Below are 24399 nucleotides of genomic sequence, written 5' to 3'. Positions count from 1 at the left end.
GAGCTCTCGACTGTTAATCGAGCGGCCGTAGGTTCGAATCCTACTCAGGGAGCCATTTTCCGCACCGGCCAGGCCGGGACCGTTCCCTGATAGCTCAGCGGTAGAGCTCTCGACTGTTAATCGAGCGGCCGTAGGTTCGAATCCTACTCAGGGAGCCAGCGGCTCTTCCCCATCTACATCCCCATCGACCGCACACACCGGGCACGACACGCCTGCGCGATAGAGCGGTGAGCCTTGCGCCTCGGGGCTGACCGGGCGTCCGCACGGGCCGCACTGGACGTGGCCGGCGGGCACCAGCCCATGCGCCACCGCGACGCGGTCGTCGAAGACGTAGCATGCGCCCTGCCACAGGCTGTCCTTCGCGGGCACGTCTTCCAGGTAGCGCAGGATGCCGCCCTTGAGGTGATAGACCTCCTCCACCCCCTCTCCTTTGAGGAACGCGGTCGACTTCTCGCAGCGGATGCCGCCGGTGCAGAACATCGCCACGCGCGGCGTGCGGCCCTCGCCCAGCAGCCGTGCGCGCTCGCGGCGAAACCATGCGGGAAACTCGCGGAAACTGCGCGTTTGGGGGTCGATTGCCCCGGAAAAGGTGCCGATCGCCACCTCGTAGTCGTTGCGCGTGTCGATCACGATGGTTTCGGGATCGGCGATCAGCGCGTTCCAGTCGTGCGGCTCGACATACGTGCCCACGCTCGCCAGCGGGTCGATTCCCTCGACGCCCATGGTCACGATCTCGCGCTTCAACCGCACCTTCATCCGTGCAAAGGGCATGGCGGGGGCGGCGGCGTACTTCACCTCCAGCGCAGCGCAATGCGGCAGCGCGCGGACATGCGCGACGACCGCGGCGATCCCCTCGGCCGGGCCGGCGATCGTGCCGTTGATCCCCTCGCCCGCCAGCAGCAGCGTGCCCTTGATCCCTTGCGCCTCGCACAGCGCAAGCAGCGGCGCGCGCAGGGCCGCAGGGTCGGCGAAGGGGGCGAACTGGTACAGCGCGGCGACGGTAACGGGATGATCCATGACGCCGCGCCCATAGCCGCCCCGAGGGGTGGCTGGCTATCCCCGCCGTATCATGCGGGTACGGCCATCCCCAGCCAGCGCGCCAGCCCCGGCATCAGGGGCAACACGAGACGGTCGAACACCACGACCACCACCAGCGAGACAGCGAGCAGCGGCAGGAACGCGGCGAGCACCAAAATAAGCGGCACGAGCCAGCGCGGTGGGGCCTCGCAATGCCGGGGCGGTGCGCCGAGCCCGTCCGCCGGCTTGCGCCGCCGCCACAGCACGAAGCCCGTCACCGCCATCATGACCAGCATCGCCGCGGTCAGCACGCCGATCGCCTGGTTCACCGCGCCGAACAGCTGCCCCTCGTGCCAGGCGACGCCATAGCCCACCACGCGGTCGATCGGATGGCCATCGGCAAAGCCCTTGCGCGACAGCTCCTGCCCGCCCCGCGCATCGTAGCGGATGGTCATGCGTAAAGGGCGGTTCTGCGTGTCGGACTTGACCGTCCATGCCGCCGCATCCGCGCCCGGCGGGGAGACGAGCACCGGAAAGGCCAGATGCTCGCGCCTGGCCTTGCCTACCACGTCGGCGAGCGTCACCTGCGGCATCATCATGGTGTGATGGTCGTGCATCATCATGGTGCCTGCCATCATGGCATGATCGTGCCCGGCATGGCCGTCCTCGTCGGCCTGGGGAGGCGGCGCGCGGCCACCGACGGTCCAGTCCTGCGCCCCCTTGACCCAGCCCATCTCGGCCCGAACCGCCTTGAACGCGCTGCCCCAGGCATCGGCCCAGGGCAGCCCGGTCAGCAGCAGCACGAGCGCGAGGCCCGAGACCCAGAAGCCGGTCACCGCGTGCAGGTCGCGCCAGGCGGTGCGCGCGCCGCGGCCCAGCCGGGGCCAGACCACGCCCGCCGGCCCGCGCCCGCGCGGCCACCACAGCGCCAGGCCCGTCACCACCAGCACGATCGCCCAGCTCGCCGCGAGTTCGACCAGCCAGCTGCCGCGCCGACCCAGCAGCAGCTGGCCGTGGATGGTCTGCACCGTGCTGGCGATCCGCGCTTCGGGATCGAGCACGCCCACGACGCGTCCCTGCGGCGAGACGAAGACATCACGCATCGCCCCGGCTTCGCCCGCCGCCCTGCCAGCCAGCCGCAGGTGGACGAGCGCGGCATCGCCGGCGGCCTCGGGCAGGCGATAGCTCGACAACTGCGCCCCGGGATAGGACGCCAGCGCCGCTGCGACCTGCGTATCGGGCGTGACCGCACCGGCCACCGGCAGGCCGCGCCAGGCGCGCTCCTCCCAGCGGTCGATCTGCGGCTTGAACAGGAAGACCGCGCCGGTCAGCGACAGGATCACGATCATCGGCAGCACGAAGAGCCCGGCATAGAAATGCCAGCGCCACAGCGTGCGATAGAGCGAGGCGCCCATGAGTCAGAGCTTCCAGTGCAATTCGGCGGTCACCGACCGCTGCGGGAACGGGTGGAACAGGAAGTAGCGGTCGTTGTTCACGTTATCCACGCCCAGCGCCAGCTCCGCCCTCTGGCTGACCTTGTAGGTCGCGCGCAGGTCCACCACGAAGAAGCGGTCGAAGCCCTGGTACGTGTCGGCAACGATGTCGCTGTTGTCGAGCGCGGCGAAGTTGCGGCTCGACAGGCGCGCCGCGGTGGTGAGCGAGACGCGCTCGGTCGGGCGCCAGGTCACGACGGCATTGGCTTTCCAGCGGGGGACGCTCGGCAGCACCTTGCCCACCGAGGCCGGGAAGACCGTGTTGCGGCTGGTGATCGCATCGGCGTAGGTCACGCTGCCCGAGAGGTCGAGGCCGTGGACCACATCCACTTGCGCCACCGCCAGCTCGACGCCGCGCGCGCGGGTGCGCTCCACGTTCTGGACGAAACTGGTGATCACGGTCGTGGTGCTGCCGTTGGGCTGGACCGCGCTGATCGTGCCGGTCTGCGAGATCAGCGCATCGCGCACCACCTCGTTGAACAGCGACAGCCGCGCACTGCCATGCGAGTCACGATGCTCGAGCGCGAGTTCGGCCGAGCGCGCGCGTTCGGGCCGCAAATTCGGATTGGGATTGGCCAGCACCGCCCCCACCGTCGTCGCACCGTAAAGCTCACCGACCGTCGGGAAGCGCCAGGCCTGCGCCAGCGAAAGCCCCACGCTCCACCCTGCCTCGCCGCGCCATTCGAGCGAGGCCTTGGGCGAGAAGCCGGTCTTGCGGCGCTCGGCTTGGACGACGCCGGGATTGGCGGCGGTGGTCTTGTTGAGCCCGTCCCAGGCGCGCCACCATTCGTAGCGCCCGCCCAGCGTCAACCCGACGCCCGGCGCCACGCGCACCACGTCCTGCACCCACAACGCGGCGGTGCGCGTCTTGCCGAGCGCGGCGCCGGTCTGCAGGTCTTCGCCGAAATCGCGCCAGCTGGTCGCGGTGAAGGTGCGCGACTTCAGCTTGTAGCGGTCGATGTGCGCCCCCGCCGACAGCGCATTGGCATCGAGCCCGCGCGCATCGCGCCCGCCGGTGCGCCAGGCGCCCTTCGCATCGAAGGTCATCCAGCCGGTGCCCGACTGGTCCTGCACCGTGCCCGCCCCGCCAGAAGCCCCGCCGGGCAGCGCTGCGGACGGCGTGGCCTGGAGATCGCGCGCGTAGTCGTAGAGCGTGCCGATCGCCTGCCAGTCGACCCCGCCCTGGTGCCCGTTGAGCGAGAGCGCATGCGCCCAATGGCGGTTCTGCCGCCGATAGAAGCCCGAGTTGAAGCCGCTGGTATAGACCGTCTCGCCGGCGGCATTGCGCAAGTAGCTGTCCACCCCGGCGCGGCTGTGATCGAGGAACAGGCCGAGGGTGTATTGTGCGCTGACGCTGGGCGACAGGTCGTAGGCGAGCTTGAGCTTGGCGGTGTCCTGGACATGATGGTCGATGTCGCTGGCGCCGAGCACGACGATGGGCGCGCCCGTGCGGTTGACCGTGGCAATCGCGCCGGTGGTGCCCGCCGGTGCGCTGGCCGCGGTGACATAGACGATCGGCGGGCCATTGCTGACGGTGTGCGTCGCGCTGGCGAAAAAGGCGAAGGCACCGATGCGGTCGCCGATCGCACCCGACACTTGCCCGGTCTCGAAGCTGCGGTCGGTCGCGTATTGCTTGTGCCGCTGGACATTGCCCAGCGCGTCGAGGCTGATTTCCAGCTTGTCGGGAAGGCGCGTGGTGATGTTGATCACCGTGCCGATGCCGTTGCCCGAATAGGCTGCGGAATAGGGGCCATAGAGCACGTCGATCTGCGCCACTTCTTGCGGCGCGACGAGCTGCCACTTGGGGCTGCCGTTGCCGTTGTTGTTGTTGATCAGCGCCGACAGCAGGATGCCGTCGGCATAGATCAGGCTGCGCGCGCTCGACCCCAGGCCCGATGTACGCGTGGCGACGGGAGCGAAATTGTCGCCGATGTGGCGCTTGCGGATGACGAGGCCGGGCACGTATTTCAACGTGTCCTCGACACTGGCGGCGTTAACCGTGGCGCGGATCGTCGCTGCATCGACGGTGACGGCGGTGTTCGGCGCATTGACGATCGAACGCTCGGCGCGCGCGGCGTTGACCACGATCTGCTCGCCGCTCTCGCCCGCATCGGCGGCGTCTGCAGACGGTGTTTCGGCGGCGTTGGCATTGGCGGGCACAAAGAGGGCGGGCGCACAGAGGGCGGCCGCAAGGGCAATGAAGGAAATTCGCATGACGTGACGGATCCCTGCTTGGCGGGATGGCATGGGCGTCGACCACGGCGCAGCGCGCAAACGATGCGCGGCTTCCGGGCCGATCAGGCTGTCAGGATGTCAGGCGAAGCGGGGTGGCCCGCGCAGGGGCGGCCGGAGGTGCCGCTGCCCACGCGGCATGAGCACGGGCGCGGCCGCAAAGCCGAGCGCGACGATATAGGCGAGCGCCAGGGCCAGCAGCACCGGCCCGGCCCCGCCGATCGCGGCCATCGCCACGGCCGAATAGGGACATTCGCCGCCCTTTGCCGCCATGCCCTGCTTGTGCGCGGCTTCCCCCGCCTTGGCAGGCACGACGATCTGCATGACCGAATGCGTGCCCTGCCCCTCGTCGCAGATCTGGACCGACAACACCTTTGCATCGGCACCGATCATGAAGCCCGCGGGCACGACGATCTTCATGCACAGCGCCGCCATGACCACCAGCAGGGCCAGGGCGCGGTGTCGCAGGAAATAGGCACGCAGGAGAGCCATCGCGGGGCGGTCCTAGACGCTGGGGCCGCGCTTGTCACCGGCGATCGCGCTGCGGGACAAGGTTCTTGAACGCGAGCAGCCGGCTCCCACCCGGAAGCCGGCCGCCGCGTGGCATCCGATCAGTCGTAGATCGGGCGCAGGACGGTATCGAGGTGGTAGCGGGTCAGCGCCATCGAGGCGAGCTGGTCGGGCGAGCCGTCATACTCGATCGACATCCAGCCCTCGAACCCGTGCTTCTTCAAGAGGCCGTACAGCCCTTCGAGGTCCAGCGTACCGAGGCCCGGCTCCCAGAACCAGCGGAACCCGTCGTCGGCGATTTCGGGGTCCTGGGCATAGCGCACGCTGTCGGGCTGCTTGGCCGAGGCGGTGTCCTTGAGGTGGAAGGTGCTGATGCGCTCGTGGTACTGGTCGTAGAACGTCAGCAGGTCTTCGCCCAGGATCGAGACCTGCGCGGTGTCGATGCAGTAGTGCACCGTGCGCGGATCGGTCGATTCGATCAGCTCGCGGTGGTTGGGCAGGTTGATCGCGCAGAAGAACTCGTTGTGCAGGCCCAGCTTGACGCCGTGATCGGTGGCATAGGCGCCGATCTCGTTCATCACGTTGGCACAGGTCTGCACTTCCTCGCGGCTGAGCGGGCCGGTGCCGAAGTAGTTCTGCGTCGGGCAGGTGTTCATGTACGTGCCGCCGAAGCGGACGATCGTGTCGACCGCCTCGCGGCCCGAACGCACCGCCTCGTCGAAGTGGCCCGCGTCGTGCGAGGCATGGGCGCCGTGGAACATGCCGATGACCTCGACCCCGCGCTCGGCGGCAAAGGCGGTGAACGCCTCGGGCGAGCCGAACAGCGGCAGGATGTCGGCCATATCCCAGGGCGCGATCTCGATGCCGTTGAAGCCCAGCGCCGACTGATACTTCAGGATCGTGTCCCAATCCGAGTAATAGGCGGTGTTGGTCTTGTCTTCATAATAGAAGTCGCGGAAGTTTACGATCTGCCGATAGGGGATCGACTTCCAGTGGCACATGTTGGCGTAGCGGATATGGGGCATGGGATCAGCCCTCCTTCTGGGTCTGCAACGTGTTGAGCAGCGCGCGCATGCGCAGCAGCGCCCGGTATGGATCGCGCGTCTGGCGGGCGCTGATCGTGACCGGACCGGCATAGCCGGCCGCATCGAGCGCCGCGGACACGGCCGCGAAATCGACCGTGCCGGTGCCCGGATCGCGGAACACCTGCGTCGCCGCCGTCGCGGGGAATTCGGGGTTCGGCGTCTTCCACACCTCGGCGGTGTCGACGAAGGCGGTGTCGGTCAGGTGGACGCAGCCGATGCGCGCAGCGTTCTGCGAAATGAACGCGACCGGATCGGTGCCCTCGATCGCCAGGCTGGCGGTATCGACATCGAGCGTCACGCTGTCGGGCAGCGCGGCGAGCAGCGCGGGCAGTCGGTCACCGCCGAACAGGCTCCAGTATTCGTGGCGTAGCACGAGCGGGATGCCGAGGTCCTCAGCCTTGGTCGCAAGACCGGTCAGCAGCTCCACCGTCTTTTCGGTGAAGCCATCCTTCTCCGCTTCCAGGTCGGGATGGTACTGCAGCGCACGGCCGTAATACGGCGACGGGCTGATCGCGAAGTATTCCGCGCCGAGATCCGCCGCATGCGCCAGCGCCTCGCCGGCGAAGTGGCCGCTTGCCCCAAAGAAGAAGCCGAGGTTGTCGTTGCGCATGAACAGGTTGGGGTCGAACGTGACGCCGGCCACGCCCTCAAGGCCACCTGCCTTCAGCGTTTCGAGATAGTTGCCCGCGTTGTCGTACTTGGTGTTCACGCAATAGCGGTTGAGCGGCACGCCGCTGCGCCCGCCGAACTGCCACACCGGCTCATACGGCAGTTCGATCTTGGCGAAGCCCGCCGCCGCGACCAGCGGATAAAGCTCTTCCCAGAAGTACTTGCTCTCGAAGCGGTTGCGGTTGGGTTCCTGGTAATGGCGATTGATCAGATCGAGGCTAAGCGCGATTCTGTCGATATTCATGGGATCTGTCCCTGTCGGGGCCCCGCCGGCAATGCGGCGGGGCATGTCATGAGGGGGCTGCGGCCGCGCGGTACGCCGACCGGTCGGCGATTCAGCCGCCGATTTTGGCGAGCGTCTTGGCGGTCAGCGCCAGCGACTCGTCCATCGGCAGGGTCGGGAAGTATTCGAGGCCGAGCGAACCTGCGTAGCCGAGGTCCTTGAGCGTGGTCATGACCTTGGCCCAGTCGACCGTGCCGGTGCCCGGCTCGTGGCGGTCGTCCATGTCGGCCACCTGCACGTGCGCGACGAGGTGGATGCGGCCGGCGAGCACTTCGGCGATGTCCTCGCCCATGACCGCGCTGTGCCACACGTCGTACAGGAGGCGCAGGTTCGGGCTGTCCACCGCCTCGATCAGGTCGAGGCCGAGCTTGGTGCTGACCAGGTACATCGCCGAGAACAGGCGGGTGTTGAGCGGCTCGAGCAGCAGCGTCACGCCGGCTTCCTCGGCCACGTCGGCCGCCTCGCGCAGCGCCGCCACGGCGTTGGCGAAGTGCTCGTCCTCGCTCAGGCCCTCGACGCGGAAACCCGAGGCGACGATCAGCGCGGGCTTGCCCAGCTTTTCGGTGGCCTCGATGGTTTCGCGAACTGCGGTGACCATCTCGGCGCGCTCGGCGGGATCGACGATCGAGCGGCGCGGATCGACGCAAACGCCGGTCAGGCGCATGCCGGTCTCGGCCAGGGCCTCGGCCACGGCGTCGATCGGCTTGTCACGCCAGAGGTGGAATTCGGCCAATTCGAGCCCGGCGGCCTTGGCGGCGCGCAGCCGCTCGGCGAGGTCGCCAGCGTCGGTGAATTGCCATTCGATGCACGAAGAAAGGGGATACGTCGCAGACACAGGAGACATCCTATCCTACGGCCCCGTGGCGCCTTGGCGCTCGTATGCCTGGCGGGTTTATTCCCGCTATTTTGTGCAGCCGCAAATCGCAGCATTCGCGGCAGTGGTCAAGTGAGTCGGGCTGGGTGGGAGCGCATAGCCCCCTCCTCTTCAGAGGAGGGGGTTGGGTGTGGTGGCGGCCCAAAACCCACCCTTTTAACGCGTCGGGTCAGGCCTCGGCCGCCTCCGCCCGGCGCATCTGCATGAGCCGGCGGCGCGCCCGGATCGCCGCCGCGTCCGAAGCCAGGATCACCGGCCGCAGGTCCCAGAAATCCTGCCCGTCCATCGCGTCCTGCGCGGCGCGCACCATCGGCTCGTCTTCCTCGAGGAACACGCGGCGCACCATCTCGATCGACTCCTCGCCCGGCTGGCGGGTGTAGAAATAGTGCGTCGAGGTCGCGGTCTCGGGCGTGAGGATGTGCGGGTTCGACATCGGCGGCACGACGAATTCGCTGCGGTCAGTGTTCTGCCGGGCAAGGCCGACAAACAAAGCCATGGTCGCAGGGGCATGCCAGCGGATGTGGATCCACTGGTCGATGCGCTCGCCCGGCTGCAGCATCGGCGCAGCCCAGGCCGGCGGCTCCGAGCCGTCCATGTCCCACTTGTTCCAGATCGCGCCGGTCTCGTCCTGCTCGACGGTCTGCACCCCGTAGTTGAGCAGCGCGCCGTTCACGCCGAAGGTCTCGACGTGGAGAAACTCGGCATGGCTGAGGTCCATGAGGTTGTCGGCGATCAGCTCGTAGCCCGCATCCATCACCAGTACGCCGCGCACATGGTCGGGGCCGGTGACGAAGGCGAAGTCGGGGATCTGCGCGGGGTCGGCGAGGTCAGCCTCTCCGGGCCAGAACCACAGCGCGCCATGGCGCTCGACCACGGGCAGCGTCGCGACCTTCGCCCCCGGCGGCACGTCGCCCCCAAACGGGTTGAGCACGCAGGCGCCGGTGCTGTCGAAGCCCAGGCCATGGTAGCCGCAGCGCAGCACGTCGCCCTCGCGCTTGCCGCGGCTCAGCGGGACGAAGCGGTGCGGACAGCGATCCGCGTTCATCACCCATTCGCCGTCGCTGCGCTGCCACAGCAACCATGGCTGGCCAAGCAGCTTGCGCGGCAGGAAGCCGCCCTCGGGCACTTCCTCGGCCCAGGCGGCCATGTACCATGCGTTGCGGACGAAGTCGTTCGTTGCCATGATCGCTCTCCCTCGCGATATATAAACCAGGTGGTTTCTTTAGCATGGCCGAAGTGGAAAGCAAAGCCCCCGTCAGCCGCAAACCGGCGGTGGTGCGCCAGCGCATCCTCGACGCCGCACAGGCCGAGTTCACCGCCCACGGCTTCGCCGCGGCCAGCACCAACCGGATCCTCGAGCGCTTTGGCGGCTCCAAACCCACGATGTTCCGCTATTACCCTACCAAGAAGGCGCTGTTCGCCGCGGTGGTGGAGCGCATCGCGCAAGGGTGGAGCGGCGATGGCCCGTGGCGCGCGCACGCGGAGCCGGAGCCCTGGCTCACCGGCTTCACCATGCACGCCGCCGCATGGATCACGCGCGACGAGAACATCTTCGTCGGGCGCATGGCGATCGCCGAGGGCACCGCGTTTCCCGAGGTGGGCGCGATCTATCGCAACCTCGTGACCGAGCCGATGCAGCACTTGCTGGCCGGCCAACTGGCGAGCTGGACCGCCCAAGGCCTGCTCGCCTGTGCGGATGCGCCGGGCGACGCGGTGCGCTTCCTCGACCTCGCGCTGTCGGGGCTGGTCAGCCGCCAGCTCTACGCCGTCGCCCCGCCGATGGATGACCGCGCGATCGCGGTCCATGCGGCGGAGGTCGTGGCACTGTTCCTGCGCGGCCGGGCACGCTGACGCGCGCCCCGCCGTCGACGATACGAGGGTAACGGGGGGAGCGAGGCCTCAGCCCGCAGGCGGTGCCACGCAGGCGCGATGATTGCCGTTGTGGCAGACGTCCACTTGCGCATGCCAGTCGGCCATGGCCTGCCCATAGGCGGCATCGCGTCGCGCCTGGGTGGCGTGGATGCGCGCGATCGCCTGCCGGCGCTGCGCCACGGCCTGGTGGTAGTCCTGCACCGCCGTCTGGTAGGCCGACCGATCCTGCGCCGCCTCGGCTGCGGCTTCCCGGTTCTCGGTCGCCAGCGCATCGCCCTCGCGCGCATTGGCGGCGCGCACGCCCGGATCGTAGCCCGGCGCCACCACGCCCGGCGGAACCGTGGCCGAGGCCTGCTCCGAGCCATCGTTCATCGGCTGGTAGGGGTCGATCGCCTGGGCATGGGCGGTGCCGGCGATGACCGGGCCGGCCACTAGGGCCGCGGCGAGCACGAGCGCCCTGCAGGCGCCGAACGCGTTGAGCTTGGCTGTACGCATGGTCAGTCTCTTCCGTATCTCGGGTTGCGTGACGGTCTCCGGACGGGAACTGCCTCGTGCGCCGGCCCGCCTGAACCGGACCGGAACAGCCGTCCGAACGGGTCGCCCCCTTCCCCCCCGATGTTGCGACAATTGGCGACGGGCACCATCGTCCGCCTTGCGGGTTATGGCGCAATGACCGAGCCAAACCCTTGCTTTCCCGCCGCTTCCGTCGCCATCGTGACCGGGGGAGAGTCCGGCATCGGGCGCGCCTGCGCCATTGCGCTGGGCGCCGCCGGCGTGGCGGTGGCGTTTACCTGGCATTCGGACGAGGCCGCATCCGAGGCCACGACCAAGGCGATCACCGATGCCGGTGGCCGCGCGCTGGCGGTGCAGACCGACGTGACCGACGAAGCCGCGATCGAGGCGCTGTTCGCCGCGGCCGAGCACGCGTTTGGGACCGTCACGCTGCTGGTCAACTCGGCCGGCCTTAACATGTCGGGGACGATGCTGCGCGACATGCCGCTCGCCCAGTTCGACCGCATCGTGCGCAGCGATCTCTACGGCCCGTTCCTCACCTGCCGCCGCATGGTCCGCGCGCTGGAAACAGCGGAGCAGCCCGGCCGCATCGTCAACATCTCGTCGATCCACGAACGCGCGCCGCGTGCCGGCGGGGTGGACTACGACGCCGCCAAGGGCGGCCTTGCCCAGCTCACCGCCACGCTCGCGCTCGAACTGGCGCCCCGGCGCATCGCGGTCAACGGCGTGGCCCCGGGCATGATCCTGACGCCCATGAACCAGAGTGCGATGGACGATCCCAATGAGCGCCGCCGCAAGGAAGCGGCAATCCCGTGGGGCCGCGCGGGCACCGGCGCGGACGTTGCCACGCTCGTCATGTTCCTGCTCTCCCCCGCCGCCGACTACATCACCGGCAGCACCGTCACCATCGACGGGGGCCTGTCGCTCACCGTCGCGCAGGGCGCCTGAGCCATGGTCGCCTATGTTGTCGAAGCCCTCGAAACCGTCACGCTCGACATCGCCGGGCCCGACGGCCGCCTTGCCGGGTACGACCTGATGAGCCCGTTCGTGTGGACCGAGGGTGCGGTCACGCGGATGCTGGTGCGCGTGGTGCCCAACCCACTTGGCCCTCGCGACCCGACCGGGATCATCTGGGGCGGCGATTCCGATGATGGCCTGCACTTCACCATGCGCGACGATCCTGCGATCGTCCCCGGCCCCAACGTCGACGACGCCGGCGGCTGCGAGGACCCGACCGTGGTGCGTGGCGAGGACGGCGCCTATCTCGTCTTCTATACCGGCGTCGATGCCGCGCGCAGCCAGGGCTCGCTCCTCGTCGCCAAGGGCCCAAGCCTCGACAACCTGCAGGAGCAGCGGGTCATGCTCAAGGCGCCCGAGGGCGAGGGCAACATCAAGGAAGCAACGCTCGCGCAGGGCAGCGACGGTCAGTTCCGCCTGTTCTACGAATATGCGCGCGACAACGCCTCGCGCGTGGGCATGGCGGTGGGGCCAAGCGCCGAAGGCCCTTGGACAGTCACCGACGACCCCTTTCCTATCCGCGAGGATTCGTGGGACAACTGGCACCTCTCGACCGGTCCGATCGTCCAGGTGCCGGGGCAAGACCCGGTCATGTTCTACAACGGCGCCACCGCCGATGCGCGCTGGCGGATCGGCTGGATCAGCTTCGCGCCCGACTTCAGCCGCGTGACCGGCCGCGGGCTCGAACCCATCCTCATGCCGCCGCCCGCCAAGACGCGCGATGCCACCGACATCGCGTTTGCCGCCTCGTGCCTTGTCGATGGCGACGCGATCTGGCTCTACTATTCGCTGGAAGATCGCATCCTGCGGCGCGCGCGGATCCACCGCTACGGGTGACGCTTTCTCAACGGGTGTTTGGAACTCGTCATAAGGGTTCAGGCACGCACGGCGCTATGGCACGCGCCGTGCGGCTGCCACTTGCGGCTCGTCGTGGCGAGGCCCGACCGGCATGTTTCGCCCAGTGCCGGCGCGAGCGCGGTCTTGCCAAGGCGATCCCGGCGGGCGATCCCTGCACGATCACCGAAGGAAGGCCAAGACCATGGAATATCGCAAGTTAGGGCGGACCGGGCTAGACGTCAGCGTCATCTGCCTCGGCACGATGACCTGGGGTTCGCAGAACACCGAAGCCGAAGCCCACGCCCAACTGGACCTCGCCATCGGCGAAGGCGTCAACTTCATCGACACCGCCGAAGCCTATCCCGTCACCCCGGTCGCGGCGGAGACGACGGGGCGGACCGAGGAATATATCGGCACCTGGCTTTCCGCCCGGGGTCGGCGCGACGACGTCATCCTCGCCACCAAGGTCGCTGGCCCCTCGCGCGATCCGGTGCGGCGCTTCCGCGGCGGTGACAACCGGCTCGACCGGGCGAACATCGAGGCCGCCGTCGACGGCAGCCTGCGACGCCTGCGCACCGACTATATCGACCTGTACCAGGTGCACTGGCCCGAGCGCCCCGTCCCCTCGTTCGGCGGGCGCGGCCTGACGCAGCTGGGCAATGCCGCCGACACCACGCCGCTTGCCGAAACGCTCGAGGCGCTCGACGGCCTGGTCAAGGCGGGCAAGGTTCGCGCCGTGGGCGTGTCGAACGAAACACCGTGGGGCGTGTCGGAATACCTGCGCATCGCGCGCGAGACTGGCCTGACACGGATCGCCTCGATCCAGAACGCCTACAACCTGCTCAACCGCATCTTCGAGATCGGCCTCGCCGAATTTGCGCTGCACGAACAGGTCGGCCTGCTCGCCTATTCCCCGCTCGCGGGCGGCAACCTGACGGGCAAGTACCTCGGCGGCGTCATCCCGCCCGGCTCGCGCCGCGCAGTGGCCAACCAGTTCGTGCGCTACGACAGCCCCGGACAGGCCCCGGCCTCGGCCCGGTACGTCGCGATCGCCCACGCCTTCGGCCTCGATCCCGCGACGCTCGCGCTGGCCTTCGTCAATTCACGACCGTTCGTGACCGCCAACATCATCGGCGCGACCTCGATCGAGCAACTCAAGACCGCCCTCGCCAGCGCCGCCGTCGCCCTGCCCGCCGAAGCGCTCGCCGCGATCGAGGCGGTCCACCGCGAAATCCCCGACCCCTGCCCCTGAACAGGCCAACAGCCGCCCCGGCCGCCGGCACGGCTGGCCGGGGCGGTTTTGTGGCAGGGACAAGAAACGGGGAAGTAAGAGCGGCACCAGCGGCGCGCACAATCTCGCCGCGGCTTTATGCCAAGTGCCGCCGGCCACCGGGGGCTTGAAACCATCATTTCAGGAAGAATGGTAGCGGAGGAGGGACTCGAACCCCCGACACGCGGATTATGATTCCGCTGCTCTAACCGACTGAGCTACTCCGCCCCAAGGGGCCCGGCGCGTCTGGCGACGCACGGTAGGGCGGGCAGTTAGGCGGGAGGCGGCGAAACGTCAACCGCCTTTTTGCCGCTTGTCCAAGGTTCTCCACAAGGCATCGCGGCGGCGCCCGGCAAGCCCCCTGCCCGCCTGCCGAGCGTGCGGCGAACCACGGCCCGGCAACGAGATATCCACCGCTTCGCGCCCTGCCGGTCGCGAAAAGCCATTGCATTCCCCCCGCACCCCCGCTAATCGCGCCGCCAGCCCATCGAGGCCAAGCCGCTTTAGCTCAGTTGGTAGAGCATCGCATTCGTAATGCGGGGGTCACAGGTTCGAGTCCTGTAAGCGGCACCAGGGGCTTCTTCCCAAAACGTCTCAACGCATTGATTTGGCTAGATTTTCGGTCGATTTTGTCTTCCGGATGTTCTCGCTTTGTCCCAGGATTTCTCACCACTTTTCACGCCAAGTGGGGGCATTTCTGGGGGAAACGGGAGCCTAGCAAAAGGCGTTGCCCCCAAATGTCGCTTAAAGCTCTGCAAATAAACGGGTTTTCGGCTTCAAACTCCCCCTACCGCAAGCCCGACGAAAAAGGCCTCTATCTCGAGGTCCGACCCTCCGGCGCGAAGATCTGGTACTTCAAATATCGCCTTCACGGCGTCGAGAAGCGCCTGTCGCTCGGCCAATGGCCGGACGTCGGCCTGAAAGAGGCCCGCGCCCTGCGTGACAAGGCGCGCGATTTGATTCGCGACGGCGGCGATCCGGCCGTCGAGCGCCGAAAGAAGAAGATCGAGGCCCGCCTGCACGCCAGCAACACGTTCCGCGCCGTTGCTGAGGATTTCATCAGCGTGCGGCTGGAACGCAGCGGCAAGGCGCCCGCAACCATCACCAAGGCGCACTGGTTCCTCTCTCACCTCTCCCATACTGTCGGACACCTACCGATCGCCGACATCACACCACCGGACTTGTTGAACGTCCTGCGCAAGGTGGAAAGCGAAGGCAAGCGCGAGACGGCCCGCCGCACCCGCGCCTTCGCCAGTCGCGTGTTCCGCCATGGCGCCGTTCTGGGGCTCTGCAAAAACGATCCAGCCGCCCTCCTCGACGACGCCCTCGCCGCTCCTCTCGTCAAGCACCGTGCTGCCGTCCTCGAGCCGCGCAAGCTCGGCGTGCTGCTGCGTGCCATCGATGAGTTTACCGGAACCGAAGTAGTCAAACTGGCCATGCAGATTCTGCCGCATGTCTTCCTGCGGCCGGGGGAATTGCGCTTTGGCAAATGGGATGAGATCGACTGGGAGGGTGCCGTCTGGCGCGTACCAGCCGAGCGCACCAAATTGCGTCGCCCCCACTCTGTCCCGCTCTCGCGTCAGTCGCTGGAGTTGCTACGCAGCCTGCACGAGCGCACCGGGCAATTGCCATACATGTTCCCCGGCCAGCGCAAGTTTACCGTGCCGATCTGCGAGAACGCGATCAACCTGGCGTTTCGCCGCATGGGCTTCGATCAGGATACCGTTACGGCCCACGGTTGGCGGGCTACAGCCAGCACGCTACTCAACGAAAGTGGGTTGTGGCATTTCGATGCGATTGAGCGGGCCTTGGCGCACGGGCATTCCAACGCCGTGCGCGGCACTTACGCCAGAGGGCAGCACTGGGACGAGCGCGTGAAGATGGCGCAGTGGTGGAGCGATTACCTGGACGGCCTGAAGCTATCCGCAGCGTAAGCGCGGCCGGGCAGCCGATCAAAGGCTGCCCGGCTTACCGGAAGAAGTCGACCAGAGTTGGTTGTTCGCCAGAAACGCCGAGGATGTCTGGATCTCACAAAACCTGCCATTTAAGTGATGGGCCGCTCCGCGAGTGTCACGGATAGCACCCTGCGATTGGCTAATATCTTCTCGGGAAAGGTCGCGGCGATCGTAGCCGGCACAGAGACCGCGCCGTACTTCACCTGATCGCTCAGCGCATCCGGCCCTGGGCGGCTTCGCGCGGCGTGAGCTCGAGCGTGCCTTCGCCATCGATATATTGCCAGGCGCGTTGTCGTGACGCGGCTTTGACTGCGTCGGGCGGCGTGATACACCAGAAATGGTGCAGCTTCGGGCTTGCGCGCTCGCCTAATGCATCGGTGACGATGCAGATCCGATAGCTTCCCTCGAAAAACTTCCCACGCTCCTCGAGGCGCATCTTAGCAAACTCGTTGTAGGTGAAGTCCGCTACAATCTCGCTGCCGGATCGGCCCTTCACCTCGATGCAAAGCGTCGCGTCGCCTTTCACGGCTACGAGGTCATATCCCAGCTTCGTCGCCGAGACGTCTTCGACCTTGTAGCCAAGCGCCTTGAAATGGTCGATCACGAGCCGCATCGCGGCATCTTCAATCTCCTTGCGCCGCTCCGGATCGAGTTGGAAGCGATTGCCCTTGCTTCCGGGCTTCGGCGAGACCGCCTCTGCGAGCGGCAATGCTTTCCCGGTCTCGATGAAATGGCGGATGCGGCGCGCGATCTCGGGCCCGACCTCCGCCTGCCGTTCGGGGAAATAGACCGGGCTCTGGCCGGGGATACCCTTGTCGCCCTTCTTGCGTGGCGGGATCCAGAGCACCCGCTCCTCTGGCGCGAGCAGCCGGCAATCCTTCTCGTCCGCCTCGACCTGGAACGACAGTGTGTGCGACTCGCGGGAGTACGGATCGCGGTAGGTTCTCGCGCGCTTCAGCGCCCCCTTGGGCTGCTGGCGATCGCGATAGACCGTTGCGTTATCGTACCACCCGACGACGATCCTCCCTCGACGGGGCGACGGATCCGGCGCGGTCCAGACGACCAGTACGTTGTCGATGGACTCGCTCGTAGGGGTGGTGCCGAGCTTCTCGATGTGGATCGAGTTCTCAAGCACTTCGACATGGCCATAGCAGCGCCCGGCGGTCGGCCTGAAATTCAGGACCTCCCCGCCCCATCCATGCTCCGCCGCCCATTTGAAGCCGCCCGCGTAGAAGCCTTCCAGGCTGCCGTCGTAGTCGTTGAGATGGATGCCATGCAGCACGACCAGCGGACGGTTCATTGGGTTACCTTCATCTTACGATTGGACAAACCGGGATCTTGGCCGAACCCGCCCATCTGGACCGGACTAGGCCGCGGCGAGCAGCGCCGTCTCCTCCTTGAAGACGAAACGGCGTGGGACGCAGATGCTGTCGCGCCGCGGTCCTCGCGAAAGCTCCAGCGTAAGCAGGCTGTCGTCCGGAAAGGCCGGGCTGAGCTCAAGCTTCAGATATTCGAAAAGCTGCCGGTCATGGACCGCGATCATCACCTGCCGGCCATGCTCCTTCGAAAGGGTCCTGAGGAGCGCTGCGAAATGGGCGATATGGACATCGTCCATCGACTGCACCGGATCGTCGAGGATCAGCCACGGCAGATCCTTGGGGACAGCGAGATGGAGCGCGATGAACAGTGTCAACGCAGCGGTGTTGAGATTGCCTGAGCTGAGCATCGCACCCGGCGTCCCGCCCGCACTGCCACCGTCACGATGCTCGGTGATCAGCTTCGGCTGCAGCTTCTGGGTCGATGCGTCCGGGATTCGAAATGCCGGGACGAAGGGCTCGCCAGGCGCCAACCGCACGAACAGGTCCCGCCAGACGTGGTTGAGACGGTCATTGAACTCCCGCCGGATGATCGCCGATCGAACCGTGTCGACGGCACCGCGTATCGCATTGCCCTGGTCACGCAGCTTCTGCGCACGCTCCAACGCTTCCTCCGCCCGCTGGAAGGACGCAAAATCTTCCGTGATCCGGTCGTCGCTGACCTTGCGGCGCGCGGCTGCGGACCTGATGCTCGCAATATGGTCGCCGCCCCGGCGCCGTAGCGAGAGCCGGTTCTCCAGCACCGTTGACTGTGCCGAGAGCAGCGCCTCCAGTCGGGCCATCCCCGCCGAGAAGGTTTCGCCCTCTGCGAGCCCCTCGGCGCCGATTGAGCGCGCGAAGTCGCTGAGAGTCTCTCGTGCCGCCGAGAGCGCAACGTTGCGCGACTGTGCGGTGCTTACTAAACGTCGTGCCGCAACGTCAGCCGCCCTTAGCCGGCCACCGTCGCGGAAAACCTCGCCGAGGCCGTCGACCTCGCTGATGAGCGCCCCGAGAAGCGCGACCCTGCGGTCGAGCGCAGCAAGTGCCTCCGCATCTGGCTTACGTGCCGCGATGGCTTCGATCTCGCGATCCAGTCGCTCGATGGTGACCTGCACCTCGCCCCGCGTCCGGCCGAGCACAAGCAATCGCTCAGCCGACGCGGACAGTGTCCGAACCTTGTGGTGGACGTGCTCGCTTAGCGGCACCTTGCCGACTTCGCTGAAATCGCGATCGCAGACCGGGCAGGTCTCGTCCGTGATAAAAGACGTGAGCTCGGCGAGCACCGAACCCAGGCTTCCCGCCGTGCTCGAGAGACGCCCGACCTCTTGGTCGATCGTATCGCGCTGGCGTTGCGCAACGTCCCGCTCGCTCTGCGCCGCGACCTCGCGCTCGAAGTCGGTCCGGGCCTGATCCGCGCGATCCGACGCTTGCTTATGTTCGGTGCGAAGACGCGCTAACGCTGCATCGAGAAGCTGCTCCGGGTCGCTCGGCAGCGATACGTCAACAAGCAGCGCCTCGACACGGGCACGTATGTCGCTGGCCTTCCCTCCATGCTCGGCCTCCCAGCGCGCATACGCCTCGCTTGCCTCGTTGGCTGCGGCGTTCTCGCCGCTCCCATAGTTGGTGCTGCCGGCCGCGCTGATCTCGCGCTGGATAGCACCCAGCCGGCGCTGCTGATCCGTGAGGGTGTCGAAGCTCTTGGTATCGGAATCGTCGTTGAGCGCCGCCCCGACCGCGTCCAACGTTTCCTCGGAGACCTCGATTGTCAGCCCGAGTTCGGTGCACAGCGTGCGAAGCTCATTCAAGGCGGTGGCAATCTGCTGAACAACGCCATTGCGGGCCGTGCGCTGATCCGAGAGCAGCCGGTCGAGGCGAGACTTTTCATTCTCGGCCGCCAGCCATCCATCGACCGTCTTGCGGACGTTTCGGACATCGGCGAGCGGCTTGAGCCCAGCCTCGAGTGCGTCGAGGCGATCGAGTCCGAGGAGCTTGCCTACGAATTGCGAAAGCGGGGAACTCGCTTCGCTTCCGGCATCCTGATAGATCTGCAGGAGCTGACCGAGCAGCGATTGCGGCAAGAAGGAGCGCTCCCGGAAAAACTTCGCCTGCTCCGCGTCGAGCGCCGCGACGGAGTTCGCGCCAGCGTCGGTCAGGAGCGATTCGTAGTCGCGCTCTGTCGCGCCAAGCGCCGTCCGCAGCAGCACATTGCCCTCGACCGATGAGCGGTGCAGCAATTGCCGCGCATAGCCCTGATCGGCGCGTTCGAGAGACTGGACACGGCCGGTAAGCGCGAGCTCGATCGATGAGAGCAGGCTCGTCTTTCCAGCGCCATTCTCGCCGTGGACGAGCACCACCTTGGCGTCGAGCGGCGCGTGGATGTGACCACGAATGCTGCGGAAGTTTGTGACGTCCAGGCTCTTGAGCAGGATATCGTTCATGGCTGGGTCTCGCCTGTATCTTGCTGCAGCGTTCGCATGATGACGGACGCCACCGCATCGGTCACCGCCTGCTCGCCGTCGCTCGAGGCCCACATCGCGGCCTCCAGAAGCTCCTTGTTCGTGCCGGCAGGCAGCGCCTTTATGAGCTGCGCCATCGCCGGACCGGCCCCGTCGGTTGTCTCGCCTGCTGCGGCGGGCAAGGTGAGCGGGAGAAGCACTCGGATTCGGTCGTCGAGCTGCAATACAGCACTTGCGTCGGCCGGCATTCCCTGATCGTCGAGCGGGACGCCCTCGACCTGCAGCACTCGGCATGTCTCCGATAGCGCTTCGATACCCTCGGCAAGAGCGGCGCCTGCAAGGATAACGGTCACGACGAACCGCGACGCCGTGACGTCGAGCGCGCGGCTCAGCGCCTCGACCCGTTGCCGGACACGAACGCCATCACGGTCGCCAAAGTCTCCCGTCGTGGTATCGACCAAGAGGATCAGATCCAGCGCACGCCCCTCGATGCCGCGCATTGCACCGGTGAACGCAAATTCGACGCCTGCCACCCTGAACGGCGTAGACAGATCGACATACCGGGCCTTGCGAAGCCGTGCCTGAATGGCCTGAACCAGCGGCGCGCTCACAGCATCATCTCGGCGACGAACTCGCGCTGGAGGGTGACGGCGTCGCCGCAGCGATCAAGCAGCGCGCCCAAGCTTACATGGGTTTCGCCGACATGGCCGGTTCGCCCCGGAGCAGCGCGAACGCGGCGGGCGCTGCTCGCGCTCCCGGCGAGCTGCTGCCAGACATCGTCGGCATGAACTATGATGGCATTGTCATTCGCGAATGCACCGCGGCTCTTGAGTGAGATCGCCTCGCTCGCGGACTTCACAAGGAACAGCGGCCGATCGACCCCATCCGAACGCGCGGCGCGCGCGGTCATTGCCCCGGCCTCGAGTTCAGCCGATACCGGCGCGCGCAGCTCCCAAAGACCCTCTGCCCGGCCACCCTGCAGCAGGCCGAGCGCCAGCCCGAGCCGCCCGAGGCCCATGCCGATCGCGTTCTGATCGGCGGCCATGAGATTAGGGGTCGAAGCGCAAAGCGCTTCGTAGGCGTCGGCGTTCGCCGGCAGAGCGCCGGTCCGGAACATCGCCAGCAAGCGCGACCAGATAGCGATCGCCGTGTTCACGAAAGGAGTCCGATTACGGCCGCCTGGTGGTGGAACCGCCAGATCCGCGATGTCGTCTCTGAGCTCGTCTAGCAAGGGATTGAGCGCGGCGGCGATGGCACCCTTGCCCAACGGGGCAAGGGTAAGATCGACCAGATGAGCGAGCTTATCGGTCAGGAGTTTAAGAACCAGTGCGATCAGGACCTTCTCCCCCCAAGCTCGAAGCAGTGTGGCATCATGCATCGCGGCGGGATTATGGTTATAAGCAGCCCCGTAGGACAGCCTAAGAACGTCGCGCTGTCCCGGGCGAATGCTATCCTCGCAGAAGATGTGCGCTGGCGCCGCCGGTGCGCTAGGCCACGGCCATGCGTGTATGGCCTCAGCGCGCGAGAATATCGTCTGCAAGTTGTTGTCTTGGATCGAGAGGCCCAGCACCATCGTTTTGTGCGAGGTCGCTAGTCCCACCACCGCTTGGCACATTGCGGCAAAATCGTTGGACTGGGGCCACCCCATGATCTGGGTGTAGCTGCCTGTCAGGAACCGCCGGAACACGGCAGGCTCCCGTGTCGCGTGGACGATGCATCCATGAAATTTTAGCAGCCTTGCACGGCCAGCGGGGCCTCTTAGCTGGTTCGGATCCACGACGACCTGCAAAATACCGGGGACGCCGCCGGTCAGACGCTCGACGGCGGCCTCAATGAAGCCGTCCCAGTTCGCCGAGGCGATCGCCTCGACCGCACCTTCGAGGATGAGGATGGCGATGCACAGATGCTCGGCCGCAGGCGGCGCTGGATTGGCGAACGCTTCTCGAACGTCGATCGCGTCCCACAAGATGAAATCCGGCGGCATACCCGCGATCGGAATATCGAGCACACGAGAGTATTGGTTCCAGAGCCCCTCGATGATGGTATCATGCTCCGGCCACGCCGACAGGGGCTGGTCAATCTGGGCCAGAACGGTCGCGGGATCGATATTGACCAATCCCAAGGCCTCTTCGAACGCCGGCATATAGACGGCAGTAGTCAAGGGATTTGCGGCACGCTCCCGCAGATAGTCGAAGGCCTTCTCGATGAGATTTCCGAGGCTGGGCGCTTGGTGCGAAATGCCAGACCCGACCCACAAGGCGAACTCCCCATTCTCGACCGCCTCCGCGACAGTCGCGAACTCGGCTTCGAACTTTGCAAGCACCTCGCGCACGGTAATTAGGTTGGCAGTCGGTACCAGCGCCACGCGGTTCCACTCCCCCGAATGTGTTGCCTTTCACTACAGCATTATTGTCCTTCGACACGTTGTCCAGCACGAGATTGAAACTCGCCAAAGTGGACCGAAACAACGCTTGGGGCGAGGTATTGCTGAGGCCACCGAAAACTCGCAAATTCGTCGATTGCTTGCTACCAGCTCAAGTGGCCGACTGCGCCGAGGGGGGTGAGGGCGCCATGAGCTTTCGCCGATGGCAGCTCGTGCAGCGCGACCATCAGGGCGCACCTATCGTCCTGTTCGAAAAGACCGAATGGCATCGTCGTGCGCGTGACCGGCTTAGGCACCCACGTTCACCCGAGTGTGCGGCCGCGCAGGTCGATTTTGTGACCGTGCCTGAAAAGCGTCGCTGATATCGCCCAGCTTTTCGGGGGATAGCCGCCTATTATGACGAGTATAGGCGATGGGCATTGGTAGACGCCATCGCGGGCGATCTTCTGCATCGCGCGGACGTCGGAGCCGCTGGGGGTGGGCGTGCCACCGGGATGGAAGTGCCATTCGCCGAGATAGTGCTGTCCGTTCCTCCAGCGCTCGGCCAGCAGCGCGACCAGCCCGTCGTTAGACCTCTGAAACCAGTACCAGCCTGATCGGGATCCCCTCGGCTTTGGTGTCGCTTCGATGACGTCGGCGCTCCAGCCTTCCGGGGCATAACGGCCCACGAGGATGCCACCGGTCTCCCTGCGACCCGACTTGGCCGCCGCGTCGATCATGGCGGAGATGGTGTTCGAGGATAGCCAGATCGATGCATTGGACCCGCCGGCCTCGCTGAATTCCATCGGATCAGGCGTCTTGTCGCTCAACGCTGCCATCCTCCCGCTGTCTGTAGAGCGCCGCGGTCTTCCCCGGGTTGAGGATGGCGCTACGCACGAACTTCGAACCGATCGCGCCCCATAGGCTCACGTCATCGGCGGTTGCCGGAAAGACCGGATGCCAACAACCGATTCCCTCCATTTCCCCAAGCCGCTCGATTTCGGGTGGCGGCGACACTGCAGCGTAGCGCTCCATGGCGTCAATCGCAGGGAAGCCCGTCTCAGAAGCCGTGTATGCGAACAGGCCCTCGGCCTTCCAGGTCATCGCCATGCTGACGAATATGCGCTCGCTGTCCCAGGGAAAGGTCGCCATGTCTCGCAGCACCTCATCAGAGGCCGTGCAATCGACGACGACATCCCATTCCTTCATGCGCTCCACCTCGGCTGCCTTGGTGGACGGGAAGCTGAAGGGCATGGCCGAGACGTTCGCATCGGGAGCGGCGAGGTTCAGTCGCGCGGCGAGACGCTCCGCCTTGGGCCGACCGGCGTCGCTCATCGTGAGCAGATGGCGGCTGAGATTGCCAATGTGAACGGTGTCATGGTCGAGCAGGCCGATGCGCGTGATCCCCATCCGTAGGAGGTTCTCCGCCACCGCTGCGCCCAGGGTTCCGCAGCCCAGCACGAGAATGGACTTTCTGCGCACACCGTCCTCGGCCTCGCCTCGTTTTCGAAGCTGGTCGGGCGCCCAGTTCGCGGTGCGCTGCCATTCCAGCGATCGGTTCGAAGTCGCCATCTCCCGATCCCACGCCCGCCGCGCGTCTGGGGTTCCTGGATAGCCCCGACGTACGTCGTCACGCGTGCACAGCTGCAGATTCTTGACGGCTATCCAGTGGAAACGTTCGGGATCCGCCCCCAACTCGGCCTCCAGCGGGAAGCCGACGAGCAGCATCATCGGTGAGGCGCGTTCGCGGTGCCGCATGCGACGCAGGCGGGCTCCCGCATCCGCGAGGATGGCCGGCAGGTTGATGGCGACGCCGTCGCACAGGGCTGTGAGCTCGCCCCACGTCGCCGCAGCGCGCCAGGGCTCGAACACGGCTAGACCGGGCAGGATCAGCCAGACGGCGTCGATGTCCTTCTCTCGGACGGGGATCGCGGGGCTCCAGGGGATTCGCCTGATGCTGCGTCGCTGGGGGTCCATAAAGTCCGCGATGACGGCCGTTCCGCGCGCGCCAGGTATGTCGGCGATGGTGGCGAAGCCCCAATGCTTGTCCGGTTCCACCCACCAATTGAGGTCTTCGATCGTCTCGTGGAACCCGAGGACGCTTGCGGTGTCGACCTTCGGATACATCGGCAGTTCGAGCGGGTCGCCCTCGGCGATGAGCCGGTTCTCGGCGGCTGCGTCGATCCAATCCATGAGGCGTCCGATCCGCCACTCGAGCCGGGCTTGCAGATCGCTTGGTTCGCCGGTCCATCCTTCCCGCCTGAACACCGCGGCGGGGCGTTCGAGACAGGGCTTGCCGGTTCGCCATGGGCGACCCTCGGGCGGATCTCCGTTGAAGTTCTGATGTGGAAAGGTCGCCACGATGCCGCCGTCGGCGTCAGGGTAGACATCGAAGTCGCGATTCACGCGTGTACCGGTCGCGATGAGCCGCCAGCCGCTCCATTCCGGCATGTGCGCGGTGGCCGCGGCTGACAGACGGGCGCGGAAACGGAACGACCAGATGCCCTGGCCGTGGTCGATCCAGCCCTCGACGAGTTCGAAGCGGGGGTCCTCTGGCAGCGAACCGATGGCTGCCGCCAGATCTGCCGGGATCGACATC

20 protein-coding genes and 4 tRNA genes (1 of these 24 cut by a window edge) are annotated in these 24399 nt (G+C 66.5%); 8 read left to right on the top strand and 16 right to left on the bottom strand.

Annotated elements, in window-relative coordinates:
* Together V7Q48_RS04255 and V7Q48_RS04250 are read left to right on the top strand one after the other, a co-directional pair.
* Positions 1–55, top strand: a tRNA-Asn gene (locus V7Q48_RS04255) (it extends 120 nt beyond the left edge of the window).
* 28 nt (positions 56–83) lie between these two features.
* Positions 84–158: transfer RNA gene (locus tag V7Q48_RS04250), tRNA-Asn, on the top strand.
* On the opposite strand, the gene trhO is transcribed toward V7Q48_RS04250, so the two are convergent.
* The 8 genes from trhO to V7Q48_RS04210 form a co-directional block, all read right to left on the bottom strand.
* Positions 148–1017, bottom strand: coding sequence for an oxygen-dependent tRNA uridine(34) hydroxylase TrhO (gene trhO, locus V7Q48_RS04245; protein ID WP_333836472.1), 870 nt, complete (start codon positions 1015–1017; stop codon positions 148–150). The two genes, V7Q48_RS04250 and trhO, sit on opposite strands and share 11 nt — an antisense overlap.
* A 50-nt stretch (positions 1018–1067) precedes the next feature.
* The gene (locus V7Q48_RS04240; RefSeq protein ID WP_333836471.1) at positions 1068–2432 is read right to left on the bottom strand and encodes a PepSY-associated TM helix domain-containing protein; all 1365 of its coding nucleotides are present in this window, start codon (positions 2430–2432) and stop codon (positions 1068–1070) included.
* Positions 2433–2435: 3 nt separating this feature from the next.
* Positions 2436–4670, bottom strand: a complete 2235-nt coding sequence (locus V7Q48_RS04235) for a TonB-dependent receptor (RefSeq protein WP_333836470.1) — start codon at positions 4668–4670, stop codon at positions 2436–2438.
* Positions 4671–4823: 153 nt separating this feature from the next.
* Positions 4824–5234: a DUF2946 family protein gene (locus tag V7Q48_RS04230; RefSeq protein WP_333836469.1), complete on the bottom strand. Its 411-nt coding sequence runs from the start codon at positions 5232–5234 to the stop codon at positions 4824–4826.
* A gap of 119 nt (positions 5235–5353) precedes the next feature.
* Positions 5354–6277, bottom strand: a complete 924-nt coding sequence (locus V7Q48_RS04225) for a sugar phosphate isomerase/epimerase family protein (protein WP_333836468.1) — start codon at positions 6275–6277, stop codon at positions 5354–5356.
* Positions 6278–6281: 4 nt separating this feature from the next.
* On the bottom strand, positions 6282–7250 hold the full coding sequence (locus V7Q48_RS04220; RefSeq protein ID WP_333836466.1) for a sugar phosphate isomerase/epimerase family protein: 969 nt from the start codon (positions 7248–7250) through the stop codon (positions 6282–6284).
* Between the two features lie 91 nt (positions 7251–7341).
* A complete protein-coding gene (locus tag V7Q48_RS04215; protein WP_333836465.1) occupies positions 7342–8124 on the bottom strand; it encodes a TIM barrel protein in 783 nt (260 codons plus the stop codon).
* A gap of 208 nt (positions 8125–8332) precedes the next feature.
* Positions 8333–9346 carry an aromatic ring-hydroxylating dioxygenase subunit alpha gene (locus tag V7Q48_RS04210; protein ID WP_333836463.1) on the bottom strand — a complete coding sequence of 338 codons (1014 nt, stop codon included), beginning with the start codon at positions 9344–9346 and terminating at the stop codon, positions 8333–8335.
* Positions 9347–9390: 44 nt separating this feature from the next.
* Between V7Q48_RS04210 and V7Q48_RS04205 the strand changes: the two genes are divergently transcribed.
* Positions 9391–10014: a TetR/AcrR family transcriptional regulator gene (locus V7Q48_RS04205; RefSeq protein ID WP_333836462.1), complete on the top strand. Its 624-nt coding sequence runs from the start codon at positions 9391–9393 to the stop codon at positions 10012–10014.
* A gap of 48 nt (positions 10015–10062) precedes the next feature.
* On the opposite strand, the gene V7Q48_RS04200 is transcribed toward V7Q48_RS04205, so the two are convergent.
* Complete coding sequence (locus tag V7Q48_RS04200) at positions 10063–10530, bottom strand: hypothetical protein (protein WP_333836461.1); 468 nt, start codon at positions 10528–10530, stop codon at positions 10063–10065.
* A 174-nt stretch (positions 10531–10704) separates the two neighbouring features.
* Here V7Q48_RS04200 and V7Q48_RS04195 point away from each other — a divergent pair, with 174 nt between their 5' ends.
* The 3 genes from V7Q48_RS04195 to V7Q48_RS04185 all read left to right on the top strand — a co-directional run bounded on the left by V7Q48_RS04195 (position 10705) and on the right by V7Q48_RS04185 (position 13654).
* Positions 10705–11496 carry an SDR family oxidoreductase gene (locus V7Q48_RS04195; RefSeq protein ID WP_333836460.1) on the top strand — a complete coding sequence of 264 codons (792 nt, stop codon included), beginning with the start codon at positions 10705–10707 and terminating at the stop codon, positions 11494–11496.
* Between the two features lie 3 nt (positions 11497–11499).
* The gene (locus tag V7Q48_RS04190) at positions 11500–12402 is read left to right on the top strand and encodes a glycosidase (RefSeq protein WP_333836458.1); all 903 of its coding nucleotides are present in this window, start codon (positions 11500–11502) and stop codon (positions 12400–12402) included.
* 202 nt (positions 12403–12604) lie between these two features.
* The gene (locus V7Q48_RS04185) at positions 12605–13654 is read left to right on the top strand and encodes an aldo/keto reductase (RefSeq protein ID WP_333836457.1); all 1050 of its coding nucleotides are present in this window, start codon (positions 12605–12607) and stop codon (positions 13652–13654) included.
* A 169-nt stretch (positions 13655–13823) separates the two neighbouring features.
* On the opposite strand, the gene V7Q48_RS04180 is transcribed toward V7Q48_RS04185, so the two are convergent.
* A tRNA-Met gene (locus V7Q48_RS04180) sits at positions 13824–13900 on the bottom strand.
* A gap of 269 nt (positions 13901–14169) precedes the next feature.
* On the opposite strand from V7Q48_RS04180, the gene V7Q48_RS04175 reads away from it, so the two are divergent.
* Both V7Q48_RS04175 and V7Q48_RS04170 read left to right on the top strand, forming a co-directional pair.
* Positions 14170–14245, top strand: a tRNA-Thr gene (locus V7Q48_RS04175).
* Between the two features lie 164 nt (positions 14246–14409).
* Complete coding sequence (locus V7Q48_RS04170) at positions 14410–15606, top strand: tyrosine-type recombinase/integrase (protein WP_333836456.1); 1197 nt, start codon at positions 14410–14412, stop codon at positions 15604–15606.
* A 232-nt stretch (positions 15607–15838) separates the two neighbouring features.
* Here the strand turns inward: V7Q48_RS04170 and V7Q48_RS04165 are convergent, their stop codons facing one another.
* From V7Q48_RS04165 to V7Q48_RS04140, 6 genes are all read right to left on the bottom strand, one after another.
* Complete coding sequence (locus V7Q48_RS04165; RefSeq protein WP_333836455.1) at positions 15839–16927, bottom strand: protein NO VEIN domain-containing protein; 1089 nt, start codon at positions 16925–16927, stop codon at positions 15839–15841.
* Positions 16928–16993: 66 nt separating this feature from the next.
* The gene (locus V7Q48_RS04160; RefSeq protein ID WP_333836454.1) at positions 16994–19420 is read right to left on the bottom strand and encodes an AAA family ATPase; all 2427 of its coding nucleotides are present in this window, start codon (positions 19418–19420) and stop codon (positions 16994–16996) included.
* A complete protein-coding gene (locus V7Q48_RS04155; protein ID WP_333836453.1) occupies positions 19417–20049 on the bottom strand; it encodes a hypothetical protein in 633 nt (210 codons plus the stop codon). The genes V7Q48_RS04160 and V7Q48_RS04155 overlap by 4 nt, the downstream gene beginning before the upstream one ends.
* The gene (locus V7Q48_RS04150) at positions 20046–21803 is read right to left on the bottom strand and encodes an SIR2 family protein (RefSeq protein WP_333836451.1); all 1758 of its coding nucleotides are present in this window, start codon (positions 21801–21803) and stop codon (positions 20046–20048) included. Before V7Q48_RS04150 ends, V7Q48_RS04155 begins: the two co-directional genes overlap by 4 nt.
* Positions 21804–22123: 320 nt before the next feature.
* A complete protein-coding gene (locus tag V7Q48_RS04145) occupies positions 22124–22630 on the bottom strand; it encodes a Mov34/MPN/PAD-1 family protein (RefSeq protein ID WP_333836450.1) in 507 nt (168 codons plus the stop codon).
* Complete coding sequence (locus V7Q48_RS04140; protein ID WP_333836449.1) at positions 22611–24398, bottom strand: ThiF family adenylyltransferase; 1788 nt, start codon at positions 24396–24398, stop codon at positions 22611–22613. The genes V7Q48_RS04145 and V7Q48_RS04140 overlap by 20 nt, the downstream gene beginning before the upstream one ends.
* Between the last annotated feature and the right edge of the window lies 1 nt (position 24399).

It is taken from the genome of Novosphingobium sp., from assembly GCF_036803765.1.
In the GTDB taxonomy this organism is placed as follows: Bacteria; Pseudomonadota; Alphaproteobacteria; order Sphingomonadales; family Sphingomonadaceae; genus Novosphingobium.
Note: the sequence above shows the minus strand (reverse complement) of the source record. Positions and strands in the feature narration are given on the sequence as shown.

Excerpts from the sequence above, each read along its gene's own strand:
- trhO (WP_333836472.1), bottom strand. The coding sequence starts at position 1,017 with ATGGATCATCCCGTTACCGTCGCCGCGCTGTACCAGTTCGCCCCCTTC.
- V7Q48_RS04240 (WP_333836471.1), bottom strand. The coding sequence starts at position 2,432 with ATGGGCGCCTCGCTCTATCGCACGCTGTGGCGCTGGCATTTCTATGCC.
- V7Q48_RS04230 (WP_333836469.1), bottom strand. The coding sequence starts at position 5,234 with ATGGCTCTCCTGCGTGCCTATTTCCTGCGACACCGCGCCCTGGCCCTG.
- V7Q48_RS04225 (WP_333836468.1), bottom strand. The coding sequence starts at position 6,277 with ATGCCCCATATCCGCTACGCCAACATGTGCCACTGGAAGTCGATCCCC.
- V7Q48_RS04220 (WP_333836466.1), bottom strand. The coding sequence starts at position 7,250 with ATGAATATCGACAGAATCGCGCTTAGCCTCGATCTGATCAATCGCCAT.
- V7Q48_RS04210 (WP_333836463.1), bottom strand. The coding sequence starts at position 9,346 with ATGGCAACGAACGACTTCGTCCGCAACGCATGGTACATGGCCGCCTGG.
- V7Q48_RS04205 (WP_333836462.1), top strand. The coding sequence starts at position 9,391 with ATGGCCGAAGTGGAAAGCAAAGCCCCCGTCAGCCGCAAACCGGCGGTG.
- V7Q48_RS04200 (WP_333836461.1), bottom strand. The coding sequence starts at position 10,530 with ATGCGTACAGCCAAGCTCAACGCGTTCGGCGCCTGCAGGGCGCTCGTG.
- V7Q48_RS04195 (WP_333836460.1), top strand. The coding sequence starts at position 10,705 with ATGACCGAGCCAAACCCTTGCTTTCCCGCCGCTTCCGTCGCCATCGTG.
- V7Q48_RS04190 (WP_333836458.1), top strand. The coding sequence starts at position 11,500 with ATGGTCGCCTATGTTGTCGAAGCCCTCGAAACCGTCACGCTCGACATC.
- V7Q48_RS04185 (WP_333836457.1), top strand. The coding sequence starts at position 12,605 with ATGGAATATCGCAAGTTAGGGCGGACCGGGCTAGACGTCAGCGTCATC.
- V7Q48_RS04170 (WP_333836456.1), top strand. The coding sequence starts at position 14,410 with ATGTCGCTTAAAGCTCTGCAAATAAACGGGTTTTCGGCTTCAAACTCC.
- V7Q48_RS04165 (WP_333836455.1), bottom strand. The coding sequence starts at position 16,927 with ATGAACCGTCCGCTGGTCGTGCTGCATGGCATCCATCTCAACGACTAC.
- V7Q48_RS04160 (WP_333836454.1), bottom strand. The coding sequence starts at position 19,420 with ATGAACGATATCCTGCTCAAGAGCCTGGACGTCACAAACTTCCGCAGC.
- V7Q48_RS04140 (WP_333836449.1), bottom strand. The coding sequence starts at position 24,398 with ATGTCGATCCCGGCAGATCTGGCGGCAGCCATCGGTTCGCTGCCAGAG.